The sequence below is a fragment of the Humitalea rosea genome, assembly GCF_003253705.1.
Classification (GTDB): Bacteria; Pseudomonadota; Alphaproteobacteria; order Acetobacterales; family Acetobacteraceae; genus Humitalea; species Humitalea rosea.
Genome location: NZ_QKYU01000018.1, coordinates 47072 through 64917 on the forward strand (window position 1 = coordinate 47072; position 17846 = coordinate 64917).

Consider the following 17846-nt stretch of genomic DNA (forward strand, 5'->3'; position numbering starts at 1 on the left):
CAATCCGTTGCATGCGCCCCCCTTTCGCGAAGTCCCGCGAAGGATGCGCGGGGCGCCGTTACACGTCCAGCGCGCGGGCCCCGGCGTCAGCCGGCGCGGCGGACCTCTTTCACCGGCGGCAGCTCAACCTCGATCGCCAAGGTGGACAGATCCGCGCCGCGCTCGGTCGAGATCTTCACCTTGGACGGATCGACGTTCACGTAGCGCAGCACGACCTCCATCAGGTCCTTCTGCATACGCGGCAGGAAATCATCGCCATTGCGGCGATTGCCGCCGGTCGCGACGATCATCGTCAACCGGTCGCGCGCGATATCGGCCGAGGCGGGCTCGGCCTTGCCGCGAAAGAAGTTGAGCCAGCTCATGCCGCCCTCCCACCGAACAGCCGCCCGAAGATGCCCTTCTTTTCGGCTTCGACGAAGCGCATCGGCTTGTCTTCGCCAAGGAAGCGGGAGACGGCATCGGCATAGGCCTGCGCCGCCGAGGTCTCCGCATCCAGGATCACCGGCGTGCCGGCATTGGAAGCCTTCAGCACCGCCTCGCTCTCCGGGATCACGCCCAGCAGCGGCACGGCGAGAATCGCCTGCACATCCTCAAGCTTCAGCATCTCGCCCTTGGCGACGCGGATGGGGTCGTAGCGGGTGACCAGCAGATGCTCGCGCACCGGCTCGCGGTTGTCTTCCGCGCGCTTGGACTTGGACTGGATGACGCCAAGGATGCGGTCGCTGTCACGCACGGAGGAGACTTCGGGGTTCGTCACCACGATCGCGCTGTCGGCGAAATAGAGCGCGAGCAGCGCGCCTTTCTCGATGCCGGCGGGGCTGTCGCAGATGATGTAGTCGAATTCCTTCGACAGCTCCTCGATGATCTTGGCCACGCCTTCCTTGTTCAGCGCGTCCTTGTCCCGCGTCTGGCTGGCGGGGAGGATGGCCAGGGTCTCGACCCGCTTGTCGCGGATCAGCGCCTGGTTCAGCCGGGCCTCGCCCTGGATGACGTTCACGATGTCGAAGACGACACGGCGCTCGACCCCCATGATCAGGTCAAGGTTCCTGAGGCCGACGTCAAAATCGATGACGACGACCTTCTTGCCGCGCTGCGCGAGGCCGGTGGAAAACGCGGCCGAGGACGTCGTCTTGCCAACGCCGCCCTTGCCCGATGTGACGGTCACGACCTGCGCCATGCCCAAGCCCTCCTGTTTTTGAATGTCAGCCGATGCGGTCGAAGCGCATGGTCTCACCGACCAGACGCACCTGGACCGCGCGCCCCATGGGGGCATCGCCATAGCCGTCGCGGACCGCGTAGTAGCCCGCGATCGAAACCAGTTCCGGATCGAATTGCAGCGCGAAGACCCGCGCCTGCATGTTGTCCGAGCCGCCCGCGATCGCCCGGCCGCGCAGCGCGCCGTAGACGTGCAGGCTGCCGTCGGCGATCACCTCGGCCCCCGGGTTCACCGTGCCGTTGATGACGAGGTCCGCCCCCTGCGCCCAGATGCGCTGCCCGGCGCGGACCGGCTGGTCCACGAACATGGTCGGACGCGCGGGGGTGATGCTCGACTCGGGCGGGGGCGCCACAGGAGCTGGCTCGGCCACCACCGGGACGGCGATCGGCGGGGCTGTGTCGTGCCCGGCGCCACGAAGGGGGGCGAGGCCGGCACTCTGTGCCGCCGCCCGCATCTCGGCGCTGCCACCGCTGGTGCCGATCGGCAGGATGGCGTGCTCCCGCAGGCCCGCGACCAGGGCGGCGAAATCCACCTCATCAGGCCGCACCGCCAGATCATCCAGCCCGATCACCACCGGCGCATGGCGCAGCATGCCCGGGGCGCGGCGGAACTGATCGCCGATCGCCGGCACCACCACCTCCACCCGCGGGTCAAGCAGGCGGAGCACCAGAAGGTTGAAATTCGCCCCGCGCAGGCGGAAGGGTTCGATACGGGCAGGCGGGGCGGCGGCAGACATGCGGATTCGCGGAGGCTCCGTGGGCTTGCGTAAACCAGGACCGTAGCAGCGCCCCGCGCCGCAGCGAAGCCCTTACCCGCCATGGATGCCGGCACCACGCACGACTGTGCTCCATTTGGCGACTTCGGCCGTCAAATAGGCCGCCGCGGCTGCCGCCGAGCTGTCCGGTAAGGGCTCGACCCCGGATACGACCAGACGCTGTGCCACCGCAGGGTCGGCCAGGGCCTTCCGCGTCGCCGATTCCAGTGCCGCGCGAATCGGGGCAGGGATGCCGGAACACAGATCGCCTGCTTGGCCGAGACCGTGAGGAAGCACAGCTCCTCCGGGGGCTTGGCGGGTTGCCGTCTGCCGATATGGTGGCGGCGTCGCCGGGGGATGCCGTCTTGACCGCGTTTGTCTTGCAGGAGCCATTCCGCGCGATGTTCTCCGCCCCCTTCTATGCCGCCCCTCTGCTGTCGGGCGCGGCTGAGCCCGTCTTCCCTCGCCAAGCCTTCGAGTGGCTCGAGGCTTCGATGCTGGCTGCCGGGGCGGTCGCCGGCGCCCTTGGCTACGAGGCCTGCATCATCGACTGAGGAGTTTCTTCGCATGGCCCAGACCGCCACGACCCGTGACGACTACCGCTTCTTCCTGGAAATCCCGACCCGCTGGGCGGACAACGACATGTTCGCGCATGTGAACAATGTCGTATATTATTCCTACTTCGATACGGTCGTCGCCCGCTTCCTGCTCGGCTCCGGCGCGATCGATTTCGCGACCACGGAGATCGTGGGTGTGGTGGTCGAGACGCAATGCCGGTACCTGGCCCCGCTCGCCTTCCCCGATCTGGTGACGGCGGGGCTGCGGGTGGAGCGGATCGGCACCTCCTCCGTCCGCTACGGCATCGGGATTTTCCGGAATGAGGCGACCTCGGCCAGTGCCGAGGGGCATTTCGTCCATGTCTATGTGGACAAGGCGACGATGAAGCAGCCGACGCCGCTGCCGGCCCGCTTCAGGGACTTGCTGGCCCCCTTGCTCGTCGAGTGATACGCCCCGCCTGCCATGATGATTCCCGTGACCAACCGCATCAGCCTGGATGAGAGCGAACTGCACGAGGATTTTCTGCGCGCGTCGGGTGCCGGGGGGCAGAACGTCAACAAGGTCGAGACCGCGGTCCAACTGCGCTTCGACGTGCGGAACTCACCGAACCTGCCCGAGGCGGTGCGCGAGCGGCTCGAACGCCTCTCCGGCCGTCGCCTGACCAAGGATGGCGTGCTCATCATCTCCGCCCAGCGTCACCGCACGCGGGAGCGGAACCGGGATGATGCGCTGGAGCGGCTGATCGCCCTGATCCGCGAGGCCGCGACGCCACCGCCGCCGATCCGGCGCCCGACCCGGCCCACGCGGGGATCGAAGGAGCGGCGGCTGGAGGGCAAATCCATCCGCGCCGATGTCAAAAAGGGCCGCGGCCGCCCGTCAGAGTGAGATGCGGCCGAGGATCTGGCCGTTGCGCGTCTCATCCGCCTGGCACAGCGCCACGATCTCGGGCGCCACATCGGCGGGCTGGGCCAGGGTGGAGGGGTCCTCGCCCGGCATCGCGATCTTCCGCATCTGGGTCGCGACGATACCGGGATCGTAGAGGTTCACGCGCGTCGTGGAGGAGGCGACCTCCTCCGCCCAGGTCTTCACCAGATGCTCCATCCCCGCCTTGGTCGCGCCATAGGCGCCCCAATAGGCTTTGGGCCGGGCCACACGCCCGCTGGTGATGAACACAGCGCGGCCGGCGGGTGCGGCCCGCAGCGGCGGATCGCAGGTGCGGATCAGGCGCCAGGAGGCGGTGAGGTTCACCCCCACCACATCGGCCCAGTCGCGCGGCTGGATATGGGCCACGGGCGTCAGCGCGCCGAGCGCCCCCGCCGCATGGATCAGGATATCCAGCCGTCCGAAGCGTGCGACGATGGAGGGGCCGAGCATGTCGATCTTCTCGACATCCTTGACCAGGTCCATCGGCAGCAAGGTCGCGGAGGATCCGGCGGCGCGAATGGCGTCATCCGTCTCCTCCAAGCCGCCCTGCGTGCGCGCGACCAGCACAAGCTGGGCCCCGGCCCGCGCCAGTTCGACCGCAACGGCCGCCCCGATCCCGCGTGACGCGCCGGTGACGAGCGCGACCTGGCCCAGCAGTGGGCGGCTCACTCGGCGACAGCCGGAAGCATGGACAGCGGCGCGGTGCGGTTCTCGAGGTTGTCGGTCACCGGGATGGCGTAGTCGCCGGTGAAACAGGCGTCGCAATAGGCGGGCTTCTTCTCGTCGCGCCCAGGCTTGCCGAGGGCGCGATACAGCCCGTCCAGCGAGATGAAGGCCAGGCTGTCCACGCCGATGATCCGCGCCATTTCCGCGACGTCATGGTTGGCGGCCATCAGCTGCGAACGTTCCGGCGTGTCGATGCCGTAGAAGCAGGAATGGGTCGTCGGCGGGCTGCTGATCCGCATATGGACCTCGACCGCGCCGGCATGGCGGACCATCTCCACGATCTTGCGGCTGGTGGTGCCGCGCACGATGGAATCATCGACGAGGATGACGCGCTTGCCTTCCAGCATGGCGCGATTGGCCGAGTGCTTCAGCTTCACGCCCAGGTGGCGGATGTGGTCGGTCGGCTCGATGAAGGTGCGGCCGACATAGTGGTTGCGGATGATGCCAAGCTCGAAGGGGATCCCCGCCTCAAGGGAAAAGCCCATCGCCGCCGGGACACCGCTGTCCGGCACCGGAACCACGAGGTCGGCTTCCACCGGCGACTCGCGCGCGAGTTCGGCGCCGATCTGCTTGCGGGTGGTGTAGACGGGCGTGCCCTCGACCACCGAATCCGGCCGCGCGAAATAGATGTACTCGAAGATGCAGAAACGCTCGGGGACGGCGGCGAAGGGCTTGATGCTGGTCACGCCGCGGTCGTCGATCGTCACGATCTCACCCGGCTCCACGTCGCGTACGAAATCCGCGCCGACGATGTCGAGCGCGCAGGTCTCGCTGGCCATGACCCAGGAGGCGCCTTCACCGGTGCCGAGGCGGCCCAGCACCAGGGGCCGCACCCCGCGCGGATCGCGCGCGCCGATCAGCGCGCCATCATGCAGCGCCACGAGCGAATAGGCGCCCTGCACCTGCTTCATGGCGTCGATCAGCCGGTCGATGACCGTATCGTAGAGGCTGATGGCGATGAGGTGGATGAAGACCTCCGAATCGGTGGTCGATTGGAAGATGCAGCCGCGCCGCACCAGCTCCCGCTTCAGCTTCACCGCATTGGTCAGGTTGCCGTTATGCGCCACGGCGAAGCCGCCGAAGACGAAATCGGCATAGAGCGGCTGCACGTTGCGCAGCGCCGTCTCGCCGGTGGTGGCGTAGCGGTTGTGGCCGACCGCTGCCCGGCCGGGCAGGCCCGCCATGGTCTTGGCATCGGAGAAATTGTCGCCGACCAGCCCACGCCCCTTATGGGTATGGAAGCGGCCGCGATCGAGCGAGACGATGCCCGCGGCCTCCTGACCTCGATGCTGCAGCGCGTGCAGGCCGAGGGCGGTCAGGGCGGCGGCATCCGTCGCTCCCCAGACGCCGAAAACGCCGCATTCCTCATGGAAATGATCGTCGTCCAGAGGATTCGTGGTCATGGGCATCGGGAGAAAACCTTTGCACGCGCATAGAACGAACCACCGGATCGGGGACGATCCGGGGGCTGCCTTGCGGCTGTCATGTGCGGCTTCTGGCAGCCGGCCGCAACAGGTCCTCTTGCGTCGGCACCCGCCGACCCGGCAGGTCTGGCAGGCGTGGACGGTATTCCACCGGCATCTGGTCCGCGATCCACGCCGCGCCATCGGCCACATGCGGCAAGGCCCGCGCCTCGCGGACCGCCTCGGGCCAGCGATCGGTCGCGGGGACGAACAGCCCGGCCACGATATAGGCAAGGATGGCGAGGAAGGCCCCGCGCGCCAGTCCGAACAGCACGCCCAGGCTGCGATCCACGCCCCCCAGCGCCGAGCGCTGGATATGGCCCGAGATCCAGGCGATCAGCAGCTTGAGGAAGACCAGGGTGATCAGGAACACGGCGCCGACGGCCACCACCTCAGCGACCCAGCGCGGCTCGATGAACGGCAGCAGGAAGGCGACCGAGAGCGGCTTGGTCAGGAAGGCAAGTGCGATTGCCCCGACCCAGGCGGCAACGCCCAGGGTCTCGGCCACGAAGCCGCGGAAGAACGAGATGAGCGCCGAAAGAGCGAGCACCACGAGCAGAGCGATATCGACCCAGGTCATGCGCCAAGCCCTATAGCGGGCCGATGGGCCGCCGTCACGCCCGCGACTTGGCTTTCGCCTTCGGATCGATGAAGCCGGCGACCAGATCGGCGAGGTGGCCGATCTCCCGCACCGTGACGCCCTCCGGCGCCTGGGGGGTGCGGCCGCCGCGGGCGACGCGGCGGGGCAGCACGGCCGCGGTGAAGCCGAGCTTGGCCGCCTCCCGCAGCCGCGCCTCGGCCTGGGAGACCTGGCGGACCTCGCCGGACAGCCCGACCTCGCCGAAATAGACCGCGCCGGAGCTGGTCGGCCGGTCGGTCGCGGCGCTGACCAGGGCGGCGGCGACGGCCAGATCGGCGGCGGGCTCATTCACCCGCAACCCGCCGGCGATGTTCAGATAGACGTCGTTCTGGCCGAGCGAGACCCCACAGCGGCTTTCCAGCACCGCCATCAGCATCGACAGCCGCGCCGAGTCCCAGCCCACCACCTGCCTGCGCGGGGTGCCGCCGCCGGGGGTGGGGGAGAGCAGCGCCTGCACCTCCATCAGCACTGGCCGCGTGCCCTCCAGCCCCGCGAAGACCGCCGAGCCCGCGATATTGCCGCGCCGTTCGGCCAGGAACAGGGCGGAGGGATTCGGCACCTCGACCAGGCCTTCCTCGGTCATCTCGAAGACGCCGATTTCATCGGTGGCACCGAAGCGGTTTTTCACCGCGCGCAGGATGCGGAACTGGTGGCCGCGATCGCCTTCGAAATAGAGCGTGGCATCGACCATGTGCTCCAGCACCCGGGGGCCGGCCAAGGCGCCCTCCTTCGTCACATGCCCGACCAGCACCAGCGCGAAGCCGCGCGATTTGGCGAGGCGGATCAACTCGGCGGCGCAGGCGCGGACCTGGCCGACGGTGCCGGGGGCGCTATCCAGCGCATCGGTCCAGACGGTCTGGATGGAATCGATCACCACCAACGTGGCGTCGGCCTCATCCTCCAGGCTGGCGGCGATGTCGCGCAGGGCCGAGGCGGCAGCCAAAGCCAGCGGCGCATCGGCGAGGCCGAGGCGCAGGGCGCGCAGGCGGATCTGCTCCACCGCCTCCTCGCCCGAGATGTAGAGCACCCGCCCGCCGGCGACCGAGACCCGTGCCGCCGCCTGCAGCAGGATGGTGGATTTGCCGATGCCCGGATCGCCGCCGACCAGCACCGCCGAGCCCGCGACGAAGCCGCCCCCCAGCACCCGGTCCAGCTCCGCCATACCGCTGCGGGTGCGCGGTGGGGGGGCGGAGGTGCCGCGCAGGGCGACAAACTCCACCCGCCGGCCGCCACCGGCGAGTTTGGCGGCGACGCCGGGGCCGCGGGATTCGGCGGTTTCCTCGACCAGCGTGTTCCAGCCGCCGCAGGCGTCGCAACGGCCCTGCCACTTCGGGGCGGTCGCACCACAGGCCTGGCAGACAAATTTAGGGGAGGCTTTGGCCAAGTTGGGGCTTTACTGCCAGGGGTTGGGGCAAAACGTGAACATCATGCCACCCCGGCCGCTATTTCCGCAACTCCATCTGGATCGGCCCCTCGCGTTCGCCGCGGGCGAACTGGTCCACCATGGGATTGCCGGTCTGGCCCAGGGTCGCGGCGGGGCCATTCCAGATGATTTTGCCCTTGTGGATCATCGCCGCGTCATCGCCGATGCGCCGGGCGCTGGCCATGTCATGGGTGATGGCGACGGTGGTGGCGCCGAGACGCTTCACGCAATCCACGATCAGCCCATCGATGACGGCTCCCATGATCGGGTCCAGCCCGGTGGTGGGCTCATCCAGGAACAGGATGTCGGGTTCGGCGGCAATGGCGCGGGCCAGGGCCACGCGCTTCTGCATGCCGCCGGAGAGCTCGGCCGGCGAAAGATCGCCGACGCTCGGCGCCAGCCCGACCTGCGCCAGGATCTCGGCGGCCTTGTCGCGGGCCTTGGCCCTGGAAATGCGCTTCTGGGCGAGCAGCTTGAAGCAGACGTTCTCCCAGACCGGCAGGCTGTCGAACAGCGCGCCGTTCTGGAACAGCATCCCGGTGCGGTCCATGATCTCGGTCCGCTGGCGGTCCGTCATCGCGGAGACGTCGCGACCGTCGATCTCGATCAGCCCGGAATCGGGGCGGATCAGCCCCAGGACGCATTTGATGGTGACGGACTTGCCCGATCCCGAGCCGCCCAGCACCACCATCCCGTGCCTGGCCCGGACATCCAGATCCACACCGTCCAGCACCACCTTGCTGCCGAACGCCTTGCGGACGTCGCGCAGCCGGATCTTTGGCGTATCGGTCATCGTGCGAAGAACATCTCGGTCAGCACATAATCCAGCGCCAGGATCAGGATCGAGGCCGATACCACCGCCGAGGTCGTCGCCTGCCCCACGCCCTGCGCGCCGCCCTTGGAGCGGTAACCATGCCAGCAGCCCATCAGGGTCACGACGAAGCCAAAGACCGCCGCCTTCACCAGGCCCGAGACCACATCCTCGGTCTTCAGCGTATCCATGGTGGAAACGAGGTAGGCGCCGGAGCCGAAGCCGAGCTTGGCGGTGGCGATGAGCCAGCCGCCCATGACGCCGAGCACATCGGCGACCACCACCAGCAGGGGCATGGCGAGCGTGCCCGCGACGAGGCGGGGGGTGACCAGATACTTCATGGGATCGGTGGAGAGCGTGGTGAGCGCATCGATCTGGTCGGTGACGCGCATGGTGCCGATCTCGGCGGCAAAGGAGGCGCCGATGCGCCCCGCGACCATCAGCGCCGCCAGCACGGGGCCGAGTTCGCGGGTGATGGACAGCACCACCACCGCCGCGGTCGCGCTCTCGGCATTGAAGCGGGAGAAGCCGGTGTAGGATTGCAGCGCCAGCACCATGCCGGTGAAGACCGCGGTCAGCGCCACCACCGGCAGCGAGAAGAAGGCGATCTCGACGAAGGACTGCCACAGCATGCGCCAGAACACCGGCGGCCGCAGCACATTGGACAGGCCATTGCCGGCAAAGATCGAGATCTCGCCGGTGTAGCGGCACACGCCGATCACGCTGCGGCCCGTGGCCGCCAAGGCATCGAGGGGATTGATCACGCGACCCAAGCCCTGTCGTAGCGGGCGCCAAGGCTGGTCAGCATCTCATAGCCGATGGTCCCGGCCACATGCCCGAGGTCATCCGGCGCGACGCCCTTGCCCATCAGGGTGATCATCTCGCCCGGCGCCGGTTCAGGCCCATCCGTCGCATCGAAGGTCAACAGATCCATGGAAACCCGGCCCACCAGCGGCACCCTCCGCCCGGCCAAGATGGCCCAGCCCCTGCCTGACAAGGCTCGGAGATAGCCGTCCGCATACCCCGCGGCAACGGTGGCGATGCAGGAGGGGCGGGTGGCGGTCCAGGCCGCGCCATAGCCGACGCTCTCCCCGGTCCGGACCTGACGTATCTGGAGGATGGGTGCCTCCAGTGTCACCACCGGCTGCATCGGGTTGGGCTGGCCCGGCGTCGGGTTCAGCCCGTAGAGCGCCGCCCCAGGTCGCGCGAGCGCCGTTGCGTAGCCGGCGCCCAGGAACAGGCCGGAGGAATTGGCCAGGCTCCGCGGCACATCGGGGTAGGGCGCGCAGGCGGCGGCGAAGCGCTCCTGCTGGGCTTCGTTCAGCGGATGGGCAGGCTCATCGGCGCAGCACAGATGCGTCATCACGAACCGCAGCACGATTCCCTGCCGCAGGGAGGGGGCGCCGGCAAGGATCATCTGTTCCGCCGCATCCAGCCCCAGCCGTGCCATGCCGGTATCGAGATGCAGGATCGCCTCCCGCCCCATCCCGGACCAGGCGTTGACATCGGGGAGGCTGTTCAGCACCGGCACCAGATCGCTGTCGTCGGGGGCGAAGCCGTTCAGCACCGCGATCATTGGCCCGGGGCCGATCGCCTGGCGCAGCGCCACACCCTCCTGCCGATGCGCCACGAAGAAATGGCGGCAGCCGGCATCGCGCAGCGCCGGGCCGATCGCGGCGGCGCCCAAGCCATAGGCGTCGGCCTTCATCACCGCCGCGGCCGTCTGGCCCGGATGCATCGCGCCCAGCAGGCGCCAATTGGCGATGATGGCGCCCAGGTTGACCGTGAGCCGGCCGCGCCCGATTTCAGTAAGCATCCTGGCCGTGCGTCACGTCCAGATTGCCGAAGCGGGTGAATTCCGCCTCGAAATACAGGTCGATTTTGCCGGTCGGACCGTGCCGTTGCTTGCCGAGATGCAGCTCGGCGCGGTTGTGGACCATCGACATGTCTTCCTTCCACTTGTCGTGGGCGGCGTGGAATTTCTCGCGGTCCGGGAAGTTCATCTCCTTCGGCTCTTTCTGCTGAAGGTAGTAGTCGTCGCGATAGACGAACATGACCACGTCGGCGTCCTGCTCGATCGACCCGGATTCACGCAGGTCGGAGAGCTGCGGCCGCTTGTCTTCGCGGCTTTCGACCGCGCGCGACAGCTGGGACAGCGCGAGCACCGGCACCGAGAGTTCCTTGGCGATCGCTTTCAGCCCCTGGGTGATCTGGCTGATTTCCTGCACGCGGTTTTCCGGCTTGGTGCCGGCGGCGGGGCGCATCAGCTGGAGGTAATCGACCACCACCAGATCCAGCCCCTTCTGGCGCTGCAACCGGCGGCAGCGGGTGCGCAGGGCGGAGATGGAGATGGCCGGCGTATCGTCGATGTAGATCGGCAGCAGCGACAATTCGCGGCTGGCCTCCACGAAGCGGTCGAAGTCGCGCTGGTCGATCTCGCCGCGCCGGATGCGGTCGCCGGAGATGCGGGCTTCTTCCGACAGCAATCGGGTAGCGAGCTGGTCGGCACTCATTTCCAGCGAGAAGACGGCGACGCCCGCCTTGGGGACCGCCATCGGCCCGCCCTTCTCCCGCGCCTCGGCCAGCAGGGATTTGGCCGCACCGAAGGCGATCTTCGTCGCCAGCGCGGTCTTGCCCATGCCCGGCCGCCCGGCGAGGATCATCAGATCCGAGGGGTGCAGCCCGCCCATCTTGGCATCGAGGTCGCGCAGCCCGGTCGATAGCCCCGAGACGCCCTCGCCGCGCGTGAAGGCGCGGGCGGCGGCCTCGACCGCCTGGGTCAGCGCGCGGTCGAAGCCCAGGAATCCGCCGCCCGTGGCGGTGTCCTTGCCCAGGTCGAACAGCGCCTGCTCGGCGGCCTCCACCTGTTCGCTGGCGATCAGCCCCTCGGCATCGCCGAAGGCGCGGTTCACGACGGTCTCGCCAAGGTCGATCAACTGCCGCCGCAGCCAGGCGTCATGGATGACGCGGCCATATTCGCCGGCATTGATGACGCCGACCGTCGCGGACAGCAGCTGCGCGAGGTAGGCGGCACCGCCGACCTCCACCAATTGCCCGGAATGTTCGAATTGGGCGCGGAGCGTGACCGCATCGGCCAATTGGCCGTTTTCCAGCCGCTGCTGGATCGCCTTGAAGATCAGCCCGTGGATCGAGTCGGCGAAGTGCTCGGCCGCCAGGAATTCGGAAACCCGCTCATAGGCCTTGTTATTGGCGAGCAGGGCGCCGAGCAAAGCCTGCTCGGCGGCGACATTGTGCGGCGGCAGGCGCGGCGTGACGGGCAGAAGTGAATCCATACCCGGCACCATAGCCCATCAGGCGGGGCCCGTGGGGGCCCCGGCCTGTGGATAACGGGCGCAGTTTGCGCGCCCGTCGTGTTACTCGCTGGCGGCGCCCAATTCGGCCAGCTCGGCGGCCAGTTCGGCCTCCAGGCTCGCTTCCTCGGCTTCGTCGGCGGCCTTCAGATCTTCGCCGCGGGCTTGCTTATCGGCCTGCTCGACGCTGCGGGCGATGTTCACGATCACGGGGAAATGCACTTCCGGGTGCAGCTCCACCTGGACGGTGTGCAGGCCGACCGTCTTGATCGGCTGCTCCAGCAGCACCTGGGCGCGGGACACGGTCAGGCCACCGGCGGCGCAGCCGTCGGCGATGTCGCGCGGGCTGACGGAGCCATAGAGGCCGCCGCTCTCACCCGCCTGGCGGATGATGGTGACGGTCAGGCCGGAGACGCGCTCGGCGACCCGCTCGGCCTCTTCGCGCTGCTTGAGGTTCTGGGCCTCGAGCTGGGCGCGCTGTTCGGCGAATTTGGCGAGGTTGTCGCGGTTGGCGCGCATCGCCTTGCCCTGCGGCAACAGGAAGTTGCGCGCATAGCCCGGACGGACCTTCACCGTCTCGCCCATCTGGCCGAGCTTGGCGACGCGCTGCATCAGAATGAGATCGATCATCGGGTAGGTTTCCCGTCCTTCATGTATCAGGTGGTGCCGCGCGCGGGGCGGGCGGCGAAGTGGTCGAAAAGGGCAAGTCCCACCAGGAAGATCGCGGTGGGCAGGCTGAAAATCGCAAGCGCGACATAGATGGCGCCGAGCATCAGCCCACCACCCTTGCGTCCGCGGCTGCGCGTATGGATGACGCCGAGACCGCGCAGCAGCATCGGCAGCAGCAGGATGATCAGCAGCGACAGCGTGGTGCCGCCGAAGCCATCCAGCAGTGCCGCGGCGAGGGCGATGGCCGGCAGGACCGGATAGGCGAAGGGCAGGCGCGTCGTGGCCAACCCCGGGTTCGGCACCAGGGCCAGGCCCCGCCGCGCGAGAAAACGCTGCGCGCCGATGCCGTTCACCAGCATCGCGACGGAGAGCCAGAAGCCCACCGCGGCCGCCATCACCGGGACGATATCGGCGACGAGGGCCTCGGAGGCCTCCATGCCCATCCGGTCGATACCAACCTTGACCAGGGCGGTCAGCACGACCTCCAGCCCGCCACTATCGGCCAGCAGCCCTTCGGCCACCAGGATGCACAACGCCGGGTAGGCACCGAGCAGGGCCATCGGCACCGAGGCCGTGAATCGCCCTTGCCGCAGACCCGTCGCGACCACCAGCATTGCCGGGATCGCGAAGGCTGCCGCATAGACGGCCACCGGAATCGTGCCGCCGAGCAGCGCCAACCCGAGGGCTGCCACCACGACGGCGCCGAGCAGACTGGGCAGGCCGAAGCCGAACCCCGCCAGGAACAGCGGCATCGGCGACAGCCAAAGCAAGGCCGGACCGAGCGGCAGGCCGCGGAAGGCCCACATCGCCAGCGCAGCCGAGGCAAATCCTCCCGCGCCGGCGGCAAGCCAGCGCGGATCGTTCACCAAGCTACCCGGGGAAGGGAGCGCCACCGTCGACATGCCTCCGGTTCCGTGCCCGTCCGCAATCAGTCCGCGATCACATAGGGCAGAAGGGCGAGGAACCGCGCGCGCTTGATGGCGTTCGCGAGTTCACGCTGCTTCTTGCCCGAGACGGCGGTGATGCGGCTCGGCACGATCTTGCCGCGCTCCGACAGGAAGCGGGACAGCAGGCGCACGTCCTTGTAGTCGATCTTCGGCGCATTCGGGCCGGAGAAGGGGCAGGACTTGCGACGACGGTAGAAGGGGCGACGCGCGCCGACCGCGGTGCGGCGGCCAGCCGGGCTGGTATCCTCGGACATCGCTTATTCCTCCCCGCCGCGGGGACGATACTCGCCGCCGCCTTCGTCGCCGTCATCGCGCCCACGGGCGCGGAATTCCTCGCGGTCGTCGCGCTCACGACCACGGCCGCTGCCGAAACGGCCAGCCGGACGGGGGCCGCGGAAGCCGCGGTCGCGCTCACGGTCGTCGGCGCGCTTCGCCAGGATCGCCGAGGGGGCCTCGGGGTCGATCTCTTCGACGCGCAGCGTCATGTGACGCAGGATGTCTTCGTTGAGGCCGAACTGCCGGGCCACTTCCTGCTCCGCCGCGGGCGGGCATTCCATGCCGAGGAGCATGTAATGCCCCTTGCGGTTCTTCTTGATGCGGTAGGCGAGGCCGCGGAGGCCCCAATATTCCCGCTTCTTGACCTCACCGCCGGTGGTGCCGATGATTTCGGCAACCTGATCGGCAATGGCTTCGACCTGAGCTTGGGTCAGATCATTGCGTGCGATGAACACGCTTTCGTACAACGGCACCGGTTTTCCCTTCGGCTGGCTCAGCCCGGATGGCGATCGGCGGAATGCCGATGGCCACGGAAACGGGCATAGCCGGGCGCGATGCCACGCGCCCGGCAGGGGCGCCGGCGTAGACCATATTTAACGGCGACAGGGAAGGGGCTTTGTGGGCCAGCCCCCGCCCAGCGCATCGGAAAGCCTGACGCTACGCCGGATTGAGCGCGCCGAACACCGCCGCGTAGCGGCCTTCCGCCTCGGCATTGCGCAGCACCTTGACCCGCTCGACCAGGATTTCGGTGGCGGCGGGGGTGTCGCGCAGCAGGCCCATGCTCTCGCGGATGAAATCCGCGAGCGGCAGCGCCTGCGGGTTCGCCGCCTGCCCAGGGGTCAGGTCGGTGGCGACCAGCGGCGGGGCCCATTCGATCACCTGCACCGAGGTCCCGCGCAGTTGGTGGCGCAGCGCCTCGCTATAGGAATGCATGGCCGCCTTGGTGGCGCCGTAGGTCGGCGTCGCCGCCAGCGGCACGAAGGCGAGGCCGGAGGTGACGTTTATGACCGCGGCCGCGGCTTTGCCTCGCAGATGCGGCAGCAGCGCGGCGGTCAGGCGGATCGGACCGAGCAAATTGGTAGTGATCGTCGCCTCGGCGTCGGCGAGGTCCACCGCCTCGGCCAGCAGATTCTCCGACCGCATGATGCCGGCATTGTTGATGAGGACGTTTAGCCCGGGGTGGTCCTGCACCACCGCCGCGGCGAAGGCCTTGATGGCCTCGGGGTCCTCGATGTCGAGCACGGCGAAGGCCATGCCGGGGCTGGCCGCGGCCGTCGCCTCCAGTGCCTGCCGGCGGCGGCCGGCGATGATGACCTGGTTGCCCGCGGCATGGAGGGCCTCGGCGATGGCGCGGCCGATGCCGGAGCCGCCGCCGGTGATGAGGATGGTGTTGCCTGTGATCTGCATGGGTCGCGCCTTGGAAAACTACGTGGAACTGCGTGCGGCGTTGATATAGAAGTCATGGTTTCTATCAGAAAGTAGGCACCTAAAAGTGCTATACTTACCCAATGGAGAGTGAGCGGATGCCTCTCGGTCTGGAGCAGCCCGAACTCGATCCTAAGGTCGAGGCGCTGGTGAACGAGTTGATCGGCCGGGTTGCCGATAAATGGACCATGATCGTCTTGGATGTGCTGGCCGAGCATGGCGAGCTGCGCTTCACCCGGCTTGGCCAGCTTGCGGGGGGTATCAGCCAGAAGATGCTGACCCAGACCCTGCGCCAGATGGAGCGGGACGGGCTGGTGATCAGGACCATCCATCCGGTCATCCCGCCCAAGGTTGAATACCGCCTGACCGAGCTTGGCCTCAGCCTGGGCACCGCATTTTGCGGCGTCTGGATCTGGGCGGGCGAGAATCTGGAGCGGATCGAGCAGTCCCGCCGCGCCTTCGATGCGGCCGCCGGCAAGGGCTGAATCCCCGCTTCGCATTGACAGCAGGCCCCCCCGCCGTTAGGCGCGGCCCCCACCGCATAGCCAGAAGAAGCGCTGCACCCCCATGGCAATCGCCTTTGTTTTCCCCGGTCAGGGCAGTCAGGCCCCCGGCATGGGCCGCGACCTCGCCGCTGCCTTTCCCATCGCCCGCGAAGTCTTTGGCGCGGTGGATGAGACGCTGAAGCAGCACCTCTCCCGGCTGATGTTCGAGGGGCCGCCGGAAGAGCTGACGCTCACCGCCAATGCCCAGCCGGCGTTGATGGCGCATTCCCTGGCGGTGCTGCGGGTGCTGGAATCCGAGGGCGGTTTCCGCCTTGCCGACCGCGTGGCGCTGGTCGCGGGGCATTCGCTCGGCGAATACGCCGCCCTTTGCGCGGCTGGGGCCTTCGATCTGGCGACCGCCGCACGGCTGCTCCGTATGCGCGGCGATGCGATGCAGAACGCGGTGGCCCCTGGCGTCGGCGCCATGGCGGCGCTGCTGGGCGTGGAGATGGCGCAGGCGATGGCGATCTGCGAACGCGCGGCCCGCGACCCGGAGACCGAGCAGCTTGAGGTGGTGGAGGCCGCCAATGACAATGGCGGCGGGCAGGTCGTGATCAGCGGGCATCGCACCGCGGTCGAGCGCGCCGTCGAAATCGCCAAGGCCGATGGCGTGAAGCGGGCGATGATCCTGCCCGTCTCCGCCCCCTTCCACTGCGCTTTGATGGCGCCCGCCGCCGATGTGATGCGCCAGGCACTGGGCGAGGCCACCATCCTGGCTCCCCTCGTGCCGGTGGTCGCCAATGTGACCGCCGCCAAGGCGATCGAGCCGGCCGAGATCCGTGACCTGCTGGTCCGCCAGGTCACCGCGACCGTGCGCTGGCGGGAGAGTGTCGCCGCCATGGTCGCCATGGGCTGCGACCGCTTCATCGAGATCGGCACCGGCCGGGTGCTGACCGGGCTTGCCAAGCGCAACGCGCCCGAGGCCCAGGCCATGGCCTGCGGCACCCCCGCCGATATCGAAGCCGTGTTGAGGAGCCTCACATGACCGCCCTGTTCCGCCTGGATGGCAAAGCGGCCCTGGTCACCGGGGCCACCGGCGGCATCGGCGCCGCGATCGCCCGCGCGCTGCACGCCCAAGGGGCGCGCGTCGCGCTTACCGGCCGGCGCGAGTCCGAACTCGCCGCCCTGGCCGCCGAACTGGGAGAGGGCGCCTTCGTGCTGCCTGCCGACCTCACCGATCCCGAGGCCCCGGCGGCGCTGATCGAGCGCATGGAGGCCGAACTCGGCGCCTGCGACATCCTGGTGAACAACGCCGGCATGACGCGGGACGGTCTGGCCCTGCGGATGGGCGACAAGGATTGGGCGGATGTGCTGGAGGTCGATCTGACCGCCCCTTTCCGCCTCGCCCGCGCCAGCCTGCGCGGCATGATGAAGCGCCGCAGCGGGCGCATCATCTCCATTGCCAGCATCGTCGGCGTCACCGGCAATGCGGGGCAGGCGAACTATGCCGCGGCCAAGGCCGGGCTGATCGGCATGAGCAAGGCCCTGGCCCAGGAAGTCGCCCCGCGCGGCGTCACCGTGAACGTGGTGGCACCCGGATTCGTGGCGACGGCGATGACCGATGTGCTGAACGATACCCAGAAGGCGGGGCTGATGGGCCGGATTCCCCTGGGCCGGATGGGACAGCCGGAAGATATCGCGGCGGCGGTGGTCTATCTCGCCTCGCCGCAGGCAGGGTGGGTCACCGGCGCAACGATCCATGTAAATGGTGGCATGGCGATGATCTGAGGGGCAGGTTTCGGGCGCCTGTGTCATGCGCCCCCTTGCCGCGAGGCGCCGTGACCGCTACGCGCCCCGCAGATTTCATGATATCGGGCTTTCATGATACGCGACCGGTCCGCCGGTCGGACAGGATTCCGGCGGGGGATGAACCCCGCCCACAGACAGGGACAGCAGGACCTCACATGAGCGATACGGCCGAAAAGGTGAAGAAGATCGTCGTCGAGCACCTCGGCGTCGAAGAGTCCAAGGTCACCACGGATGCCTCCTTCATCGACGATCTGGGCGCCGACAGCCTCGATACCGTTGAGCTGGTGATGGCTTTCGAGGAAGCCTTCGCGATCGAAATTCCGGACGACGCCGCCGAGAAGATCACGACCGTCAAGGACGCGATCGATTTCATCGAGAAGGCAAAGGCCTGAGCTTCGGCGGAACGCCG

The 17846-nt window shown here is 68.3% G+C and carries 23 protein-coding genes; 7 read left to right on the forward strand and 16 right to left on the reverse strand.

What is annotated here, in order from left to right:
* Nucleotides 1–86: 86 nt before the first annotated feature.
* Genes minE through minC form a run of 3 tightly spaced genes read right to left on the reverse strand, consistent with a single transcriptional unit; the run spans nucleotide 87 to nucleotide 1952 of the window.
* Complete coding sequence (minE, locus tag C8P66_RS15680; RefSeq protein WP_111399224.1) at nucleotides 87–362, reverse strand: cell division topological specificity factor MinE; 276 nt, start codon at nucleotides 360–362, stop codon at nucleotides 87–89.
* Nucleotides 359–1177, reverse strand: a complete 819-nt coding sequence (gene minD / locus C8P66_RS15685) for a septum site-determining protein MinD (protein WP_111399225.1) — start codon at nucleotides 1175–1177, stop codon at nucleotides 359–361. The genes minE and minD overlap by 4 nt, the downstream gene beginning before the upstream one ends.
* Nucleotides 1178–1202: 25 nt before the next feature.
* Complete coding sequence (gene minC, locus C8P66_RS15690) at nucleotides 1203–1952, reverse strand: septum site-determining protein MinC (RefSeq protein ID WP_111399226.1); 750 nt, start codon at nucleotides 1950–1952, stop codon at nucleotides 1203–1205.
* 383 nt (nucleotides 1953–2335) lie between these two features.
* Here minC and C8P66_RS15695 point away from each other — a divergent pair, with 383 nt between their 5' ends.
* From C8P66_RS15695 to arfB, 3 genes are read left to right on the forward strand one after another with little or no spacing between them, the layout of a single operon-like run.
* Entirely contained in the window at nucleotides 2336–2524 is a 189-nt protein-coding gene (locus tag C8P66_RS15695) for a hypothetical protein (protein WP_146422889.1), read from the forward strand.
* Nucleotides 2525–2537: 13 nt separating this feature from the next.
* Complete coding sequence (locus tag C8P66_RS15700; protein ID WP_111399228.1) at nucleotides 2538–2975, forward strand: acyl-CoA thioesterase; 438 nt, start codon at nucleotides 2538–2540, stop codon at nucleotides 2973–2975.
* Nucleotides 2976–2990: 15 nt separating this feature from the next.
* Nucleotides 2991–3413 carry an alternative ribosome rescue aminoacyl-tRNA hydrolase ArfB gene (arfB, locus tag C8P66_RS15705; RefSeq protein WP_456303646.1) on the forward strand — a complete coding sequence of 141 codons (423 nt, stop codon included), beginning with the start codon at nucleotides 2991–2993 and terminating at the stop codon, nucleotides 3411–3413.
* Here arfB and C8P66_RS15710 read toward each other — a convergent pair.
* The 13 genes from C8P66_RS15710 to C8P66_RS15770 form a co-directional block, all read right to left on the reverse strand.
* Nucleotides 3405–4121: an SDR family NAD(P)-dependent oxidoreductase gene (locus C8P66_RS15710; protein WP_111399229.1), complete on the reverse strand. Its 717-nt coding sequence runs from the start codon at nucleotides 4119–4121 to the stop codon at nucleotides 3405–3407. The genes arfB and C8P66_RS15710 overlap by 9 nt on opposite strands.
* Nucleotides 4118–5587: an amidophosphoribosyltransferase gene (gene purF / locus C8P66_RS15715; protein ID WP_111399230.1), complete on the reverse strand. Its 1470-nt coding sequence runs from the start codon at nucleotides 5585–5587 to the stop codon at nucleotides 4118–4120. The genes C8P66_RS15710 and purF overlap by 4 nt, the downstream gene beginning before the upstream one ends.
* Nucleotides 5588–5660: 73 nt before the next feature.
* A complete protein-coding gene (locus C8P66_RS15720; RefSeq protein WP_111399231.1) occupies nucleotides 5661–6221 on the reverse strand; it encodes a CvpA family protein in 561 nt (186 codons plus the stop codon).
* 34 nt (nucleotides 6222–6255) lie between these two features.
* Entirely contained in the window at nucleotides 6256–7665 is a 1410-nt protein-coding gene (gene radA / locus C8P66_RS15725; RefSeq protein ID WP_111399232.1) for a DNA repair protein RadA, read from the reverse strand.
* A gap of 58 nt (nucleotides 7666–7723) precedes the next feature.
* Nucleotides 7724–8497 (reverse strand): ABC transporter ATP-binding protein, encoded by a 774-nt coding sequence (locus C8P66_RS15730; RefSeq protein WP_111399233.1) that lies wholly within the window; start codon nucleotides 8495–8497, stop codon nucleotides 7724–7726.
* Nucleotides 8494–9279 carry an MlaE family ABC transporter permease gene (locus C8P66_RS15735; protein WP_408882141.1) on the reverse strand — a complete coding sequence of 262 codons (786 nt, stop codon included), beginning with the start codon at nucleotides 9277–9279 and terminating at the stop codon, nucleotides 8494–8496. The genes C8P66_RS15730 and C8P66_RS15735 overlap by 4 nt, the downstream gene beginning before the upstream one ends.
* On the reverse strand, nucleotides 9276–10331 hold the full coding sequence (alr, locus tag C8P66_RS15740) for an alanine racemase (RefSeq protein ID WP_111399234.1): 1056 nt from the start codon (nucleotides 10329–10331) through the stop codon (nucleotides 9276–9278). The genes C8P66_RS15735 and alr overlap by 4 nt, the downstream gene beginning before the upstream one ends.
* Nucleotides 10321–11808: a replicative DNA helicase gene (locus tag C8P66_RS15745; protein WP_111399235.1), complete on the reverse strand. Its 1488-nt coding sequence runs from the start codon at nucleotides 11806–11808 to the stop codon at nucleotides 10321–10323. The genes alr and C8P66_RS15745 overlap by 11 nt, the downstream gene beginning before the upstream one ends.
* An 81-nt stretch (nucleotides 11809–11889) precedes the next feature.
* Nucleotides 11890–12456, reverse strand: a complete 567-nt coding sequence (gene rplI / locus C8P66_RS15750; protein WP_111399236.1) for a 50S ribosomal protein L9 — start codon at nucleotides 12454–12456, stop codon at nucleotides 11890–11892.
* Between the two features lie 26 nt (nucleotides 12457–12482).
* A complete protein-coding gene (locus C8P66_RS15755) occupies nucleotides 12483–13361 on the reverse strand; it encodes a hypothetical protein (RefSeq protein ID WP_146422891.1) in 879 nt (292 codons plus the stop codon).
* Nucleotides 13362–13423: 62 nt separating this feature from the next.
* Nucleotides 13424–13696, reverse strand: coding sequence for a 30S ribosomal protein S18 (rpsR, locus tag C8P66_RS15760; protein WP_111399238.1), 273 nt, complete (start codon nucleotides 13694–13696; stop codon nucleotides 13424–13426).
* A gap of 3 nt (nucleotides 13697–13699) precedes the next feature.
* Entirely contained in the window at nucleotides 13700–14191 is a 492-nt protein-coding gene (gene rpsF, locus C8P66_RS15765) for a 30S ribosomal protein S6 (RefSeq protein ID WP_111399239.1), read from the reverse strand.
* Nucleotides 14192–14375: 184 nt separating this feature from the next.
* Nucleotides 14376–15125: an SDR family oxidoreductase gene (locus C8P66_RS15770; protein WP_111399240.1), complete on the reverse strand. Its 750-nt coding sequence runs from the start codon at nucleotides 15123–15125 to the stop codon at nucleotides 14376–14378.
* 116 nt (nucleotides 15126–15241) lie between these two features.
* On the opposite strand from C8P66_RS15770, the gene C8P66_RS15775 reads away from it, so the two are divergent.
* From C8P66_RS15775 to C8P66_RS15790, 4 genes are all read left to right on the forward strand, one after another.
* A complete protein-coding gene (locus tag C8P66_RS15775) occupies nucleotides 15242–15628 on the forward strand; it encodes a winged helix-turn-helix transcriptional regulator (RefSeq protein WP_245903579.1) in 387 nt (128 codons plus the stop codon).
* Between the two features lie 82 nt (nucleotides 15629–15710).
* Nucleotides 15711–16673 (forward strand): ACP S-malonyltransferase, encoded by a 963-nt coding sequence (fabD, locus tag C8P66_RS15780; RefSeq protein WP_111399242.1) that lies wholly within the window; start codon nucleotides 15711–15713, stop codon nucleotides 16671–16673.
* A gap of 5 nt (nucleotides 16674–16678) precedes the next feature.
* Complete coding sequence (gene fabG / locus C8P66_RS15785; RefSeq protein ID WP_111399288.1) at nucleotides 16679–17416, forward strand: 3-oxoacyl-[acyl-carrier-protein] reductase; 738 nt, start codon at nucleotides 16679–16681, stop codon at nucleotides 17414–17416.
* A 176-nt stretch (nucleotides 17417–17592) separates the two neighbouring features.
* On the forward strand, nucleotides 17593–17829 hold the full coding sequence (locus tag C8P66_RS15790) for an acyl carrier protein (RefSeq protein ID WP_111399243.1): 237 nt from the start codon (nucleotides 17593–17595) through the stop codon (nucleotides 17827–17829).
* Nucleotides 17830–17846: the final 17 nt, after the last annotated feature.

Excerpts from the sequence above, each read along its gene's own strand:
- rplI (WP_111399236.1), bottom strand. The coding sequence starts at position 12,456 with ATGATCGATCTCATTCTGATGCAGCGCGTCGCCAAGCTCGGCCAGATG.
- minE (WP_111399224.1), bottom strand. The coding sequence starts at position 362 with ATGAGCTGGCTCAACTTCTTTCGCGGCAAGGCCGAGCCCGCCTCGGCC.
- C8P66_RS15745 (WP_111399235.1), bottom strand. The coding sequence starts at position 11,808 with ATGGATTCACTTCTGCCCGTCACGCCGCGCCTGCCGCCGCACAATGTC.
- C8P66_RS15730 (WP_111399233.1), bottom strand. The coding sequence starts at position 8,497 with ATGACCGATACGCCAAAGATCCGGCTGCGCGACGTCCGCAAGGCGTTC.
- C8P66_RS15790 (WP_111399243.1), top strand. The coding sequence starts at position 17,593 with ATGAGCGATACGGCCGAAAAGGTGAAGAAGATCGTCGTCGAGCACCTC.
- minD (WP_111399225.1), bottom strand. The coding sequence starts at position 1,177 with ATGGCGCAGGTCGTGACCGTCACATCGGGCAAGGGCGGCGTTGGCAAG.
- purF (WP_111399230.1), bottom strand. The coding sequence starts at position 5,587 with ATGCCCATGACCACGAATCCTCTGGACGACGATCATTTCCATGAGGAA.
- C8P66_RS15720 (WP_111399231.1), bottom strand. The coding sequence starts at position 6,221 with ATGACCTGGGTCGATATCGCTCTGCTCGTGGTGCTCGCTCTTTCGGCG.
- C8P66_RS15770 (WP_111399240.1), bottom strand. The coding sequence starts at position 15,125 with ATGCAGATCACAGGCAACACCATCCTCATCACCGGCGGCGGCTCCGGC.
- C8P66_RS15775 (WP_245903579.1), top strand. The coding sequence starts at position 15,242 with ATGCCTCTCGGTCTGGAGCAGCCCGAACTCGATCCTAAGGTCGAGGCG.
- minC (WP_111399226.1), bottom strand. The coding sequence starts at position 1,952 with ATGTCTGCCGCCGCCCCGCCTGCCCGTATCGAACCCTTCCGCCTGCGC.
- C8P66_RS15700 (WP_111399228.1), top strand. The coding sequence starts at position 2,538 with ATGGCCCAGACCGCCACGACCCGTGACGACTACCGCTTCTTCCTGGAA.
- alr (WP_111399234.1), bottom strand. The coding sequence starts at position 10,331 with ATGCTTACTGAAATCGGGCGCGGCCGGCTCACGGTCAACCTGGGCGCC.
- rpsR (WP_111399238.1), bottom strand. The coding sequence starts at position 13,696 with ATGTCCGAGGATACCAGCCCGGCTGGCCGCCGCACCGCGGTCGGCGCG.
- fabD (WP_111399242.1), top strand. The coding sequence starts at position 15,711 with ATGGCAATCGCCTTTGTTTTCCCCGGTCAGGGCAGTCAGGCCCCCGGC.
- arfB (WP_456303646.1), top strand. The coding sequence starts at position 2,991 with ATGATGATTCCCGTGACCAACCGCATCAGCCTGGATGAGAGCGAACTG.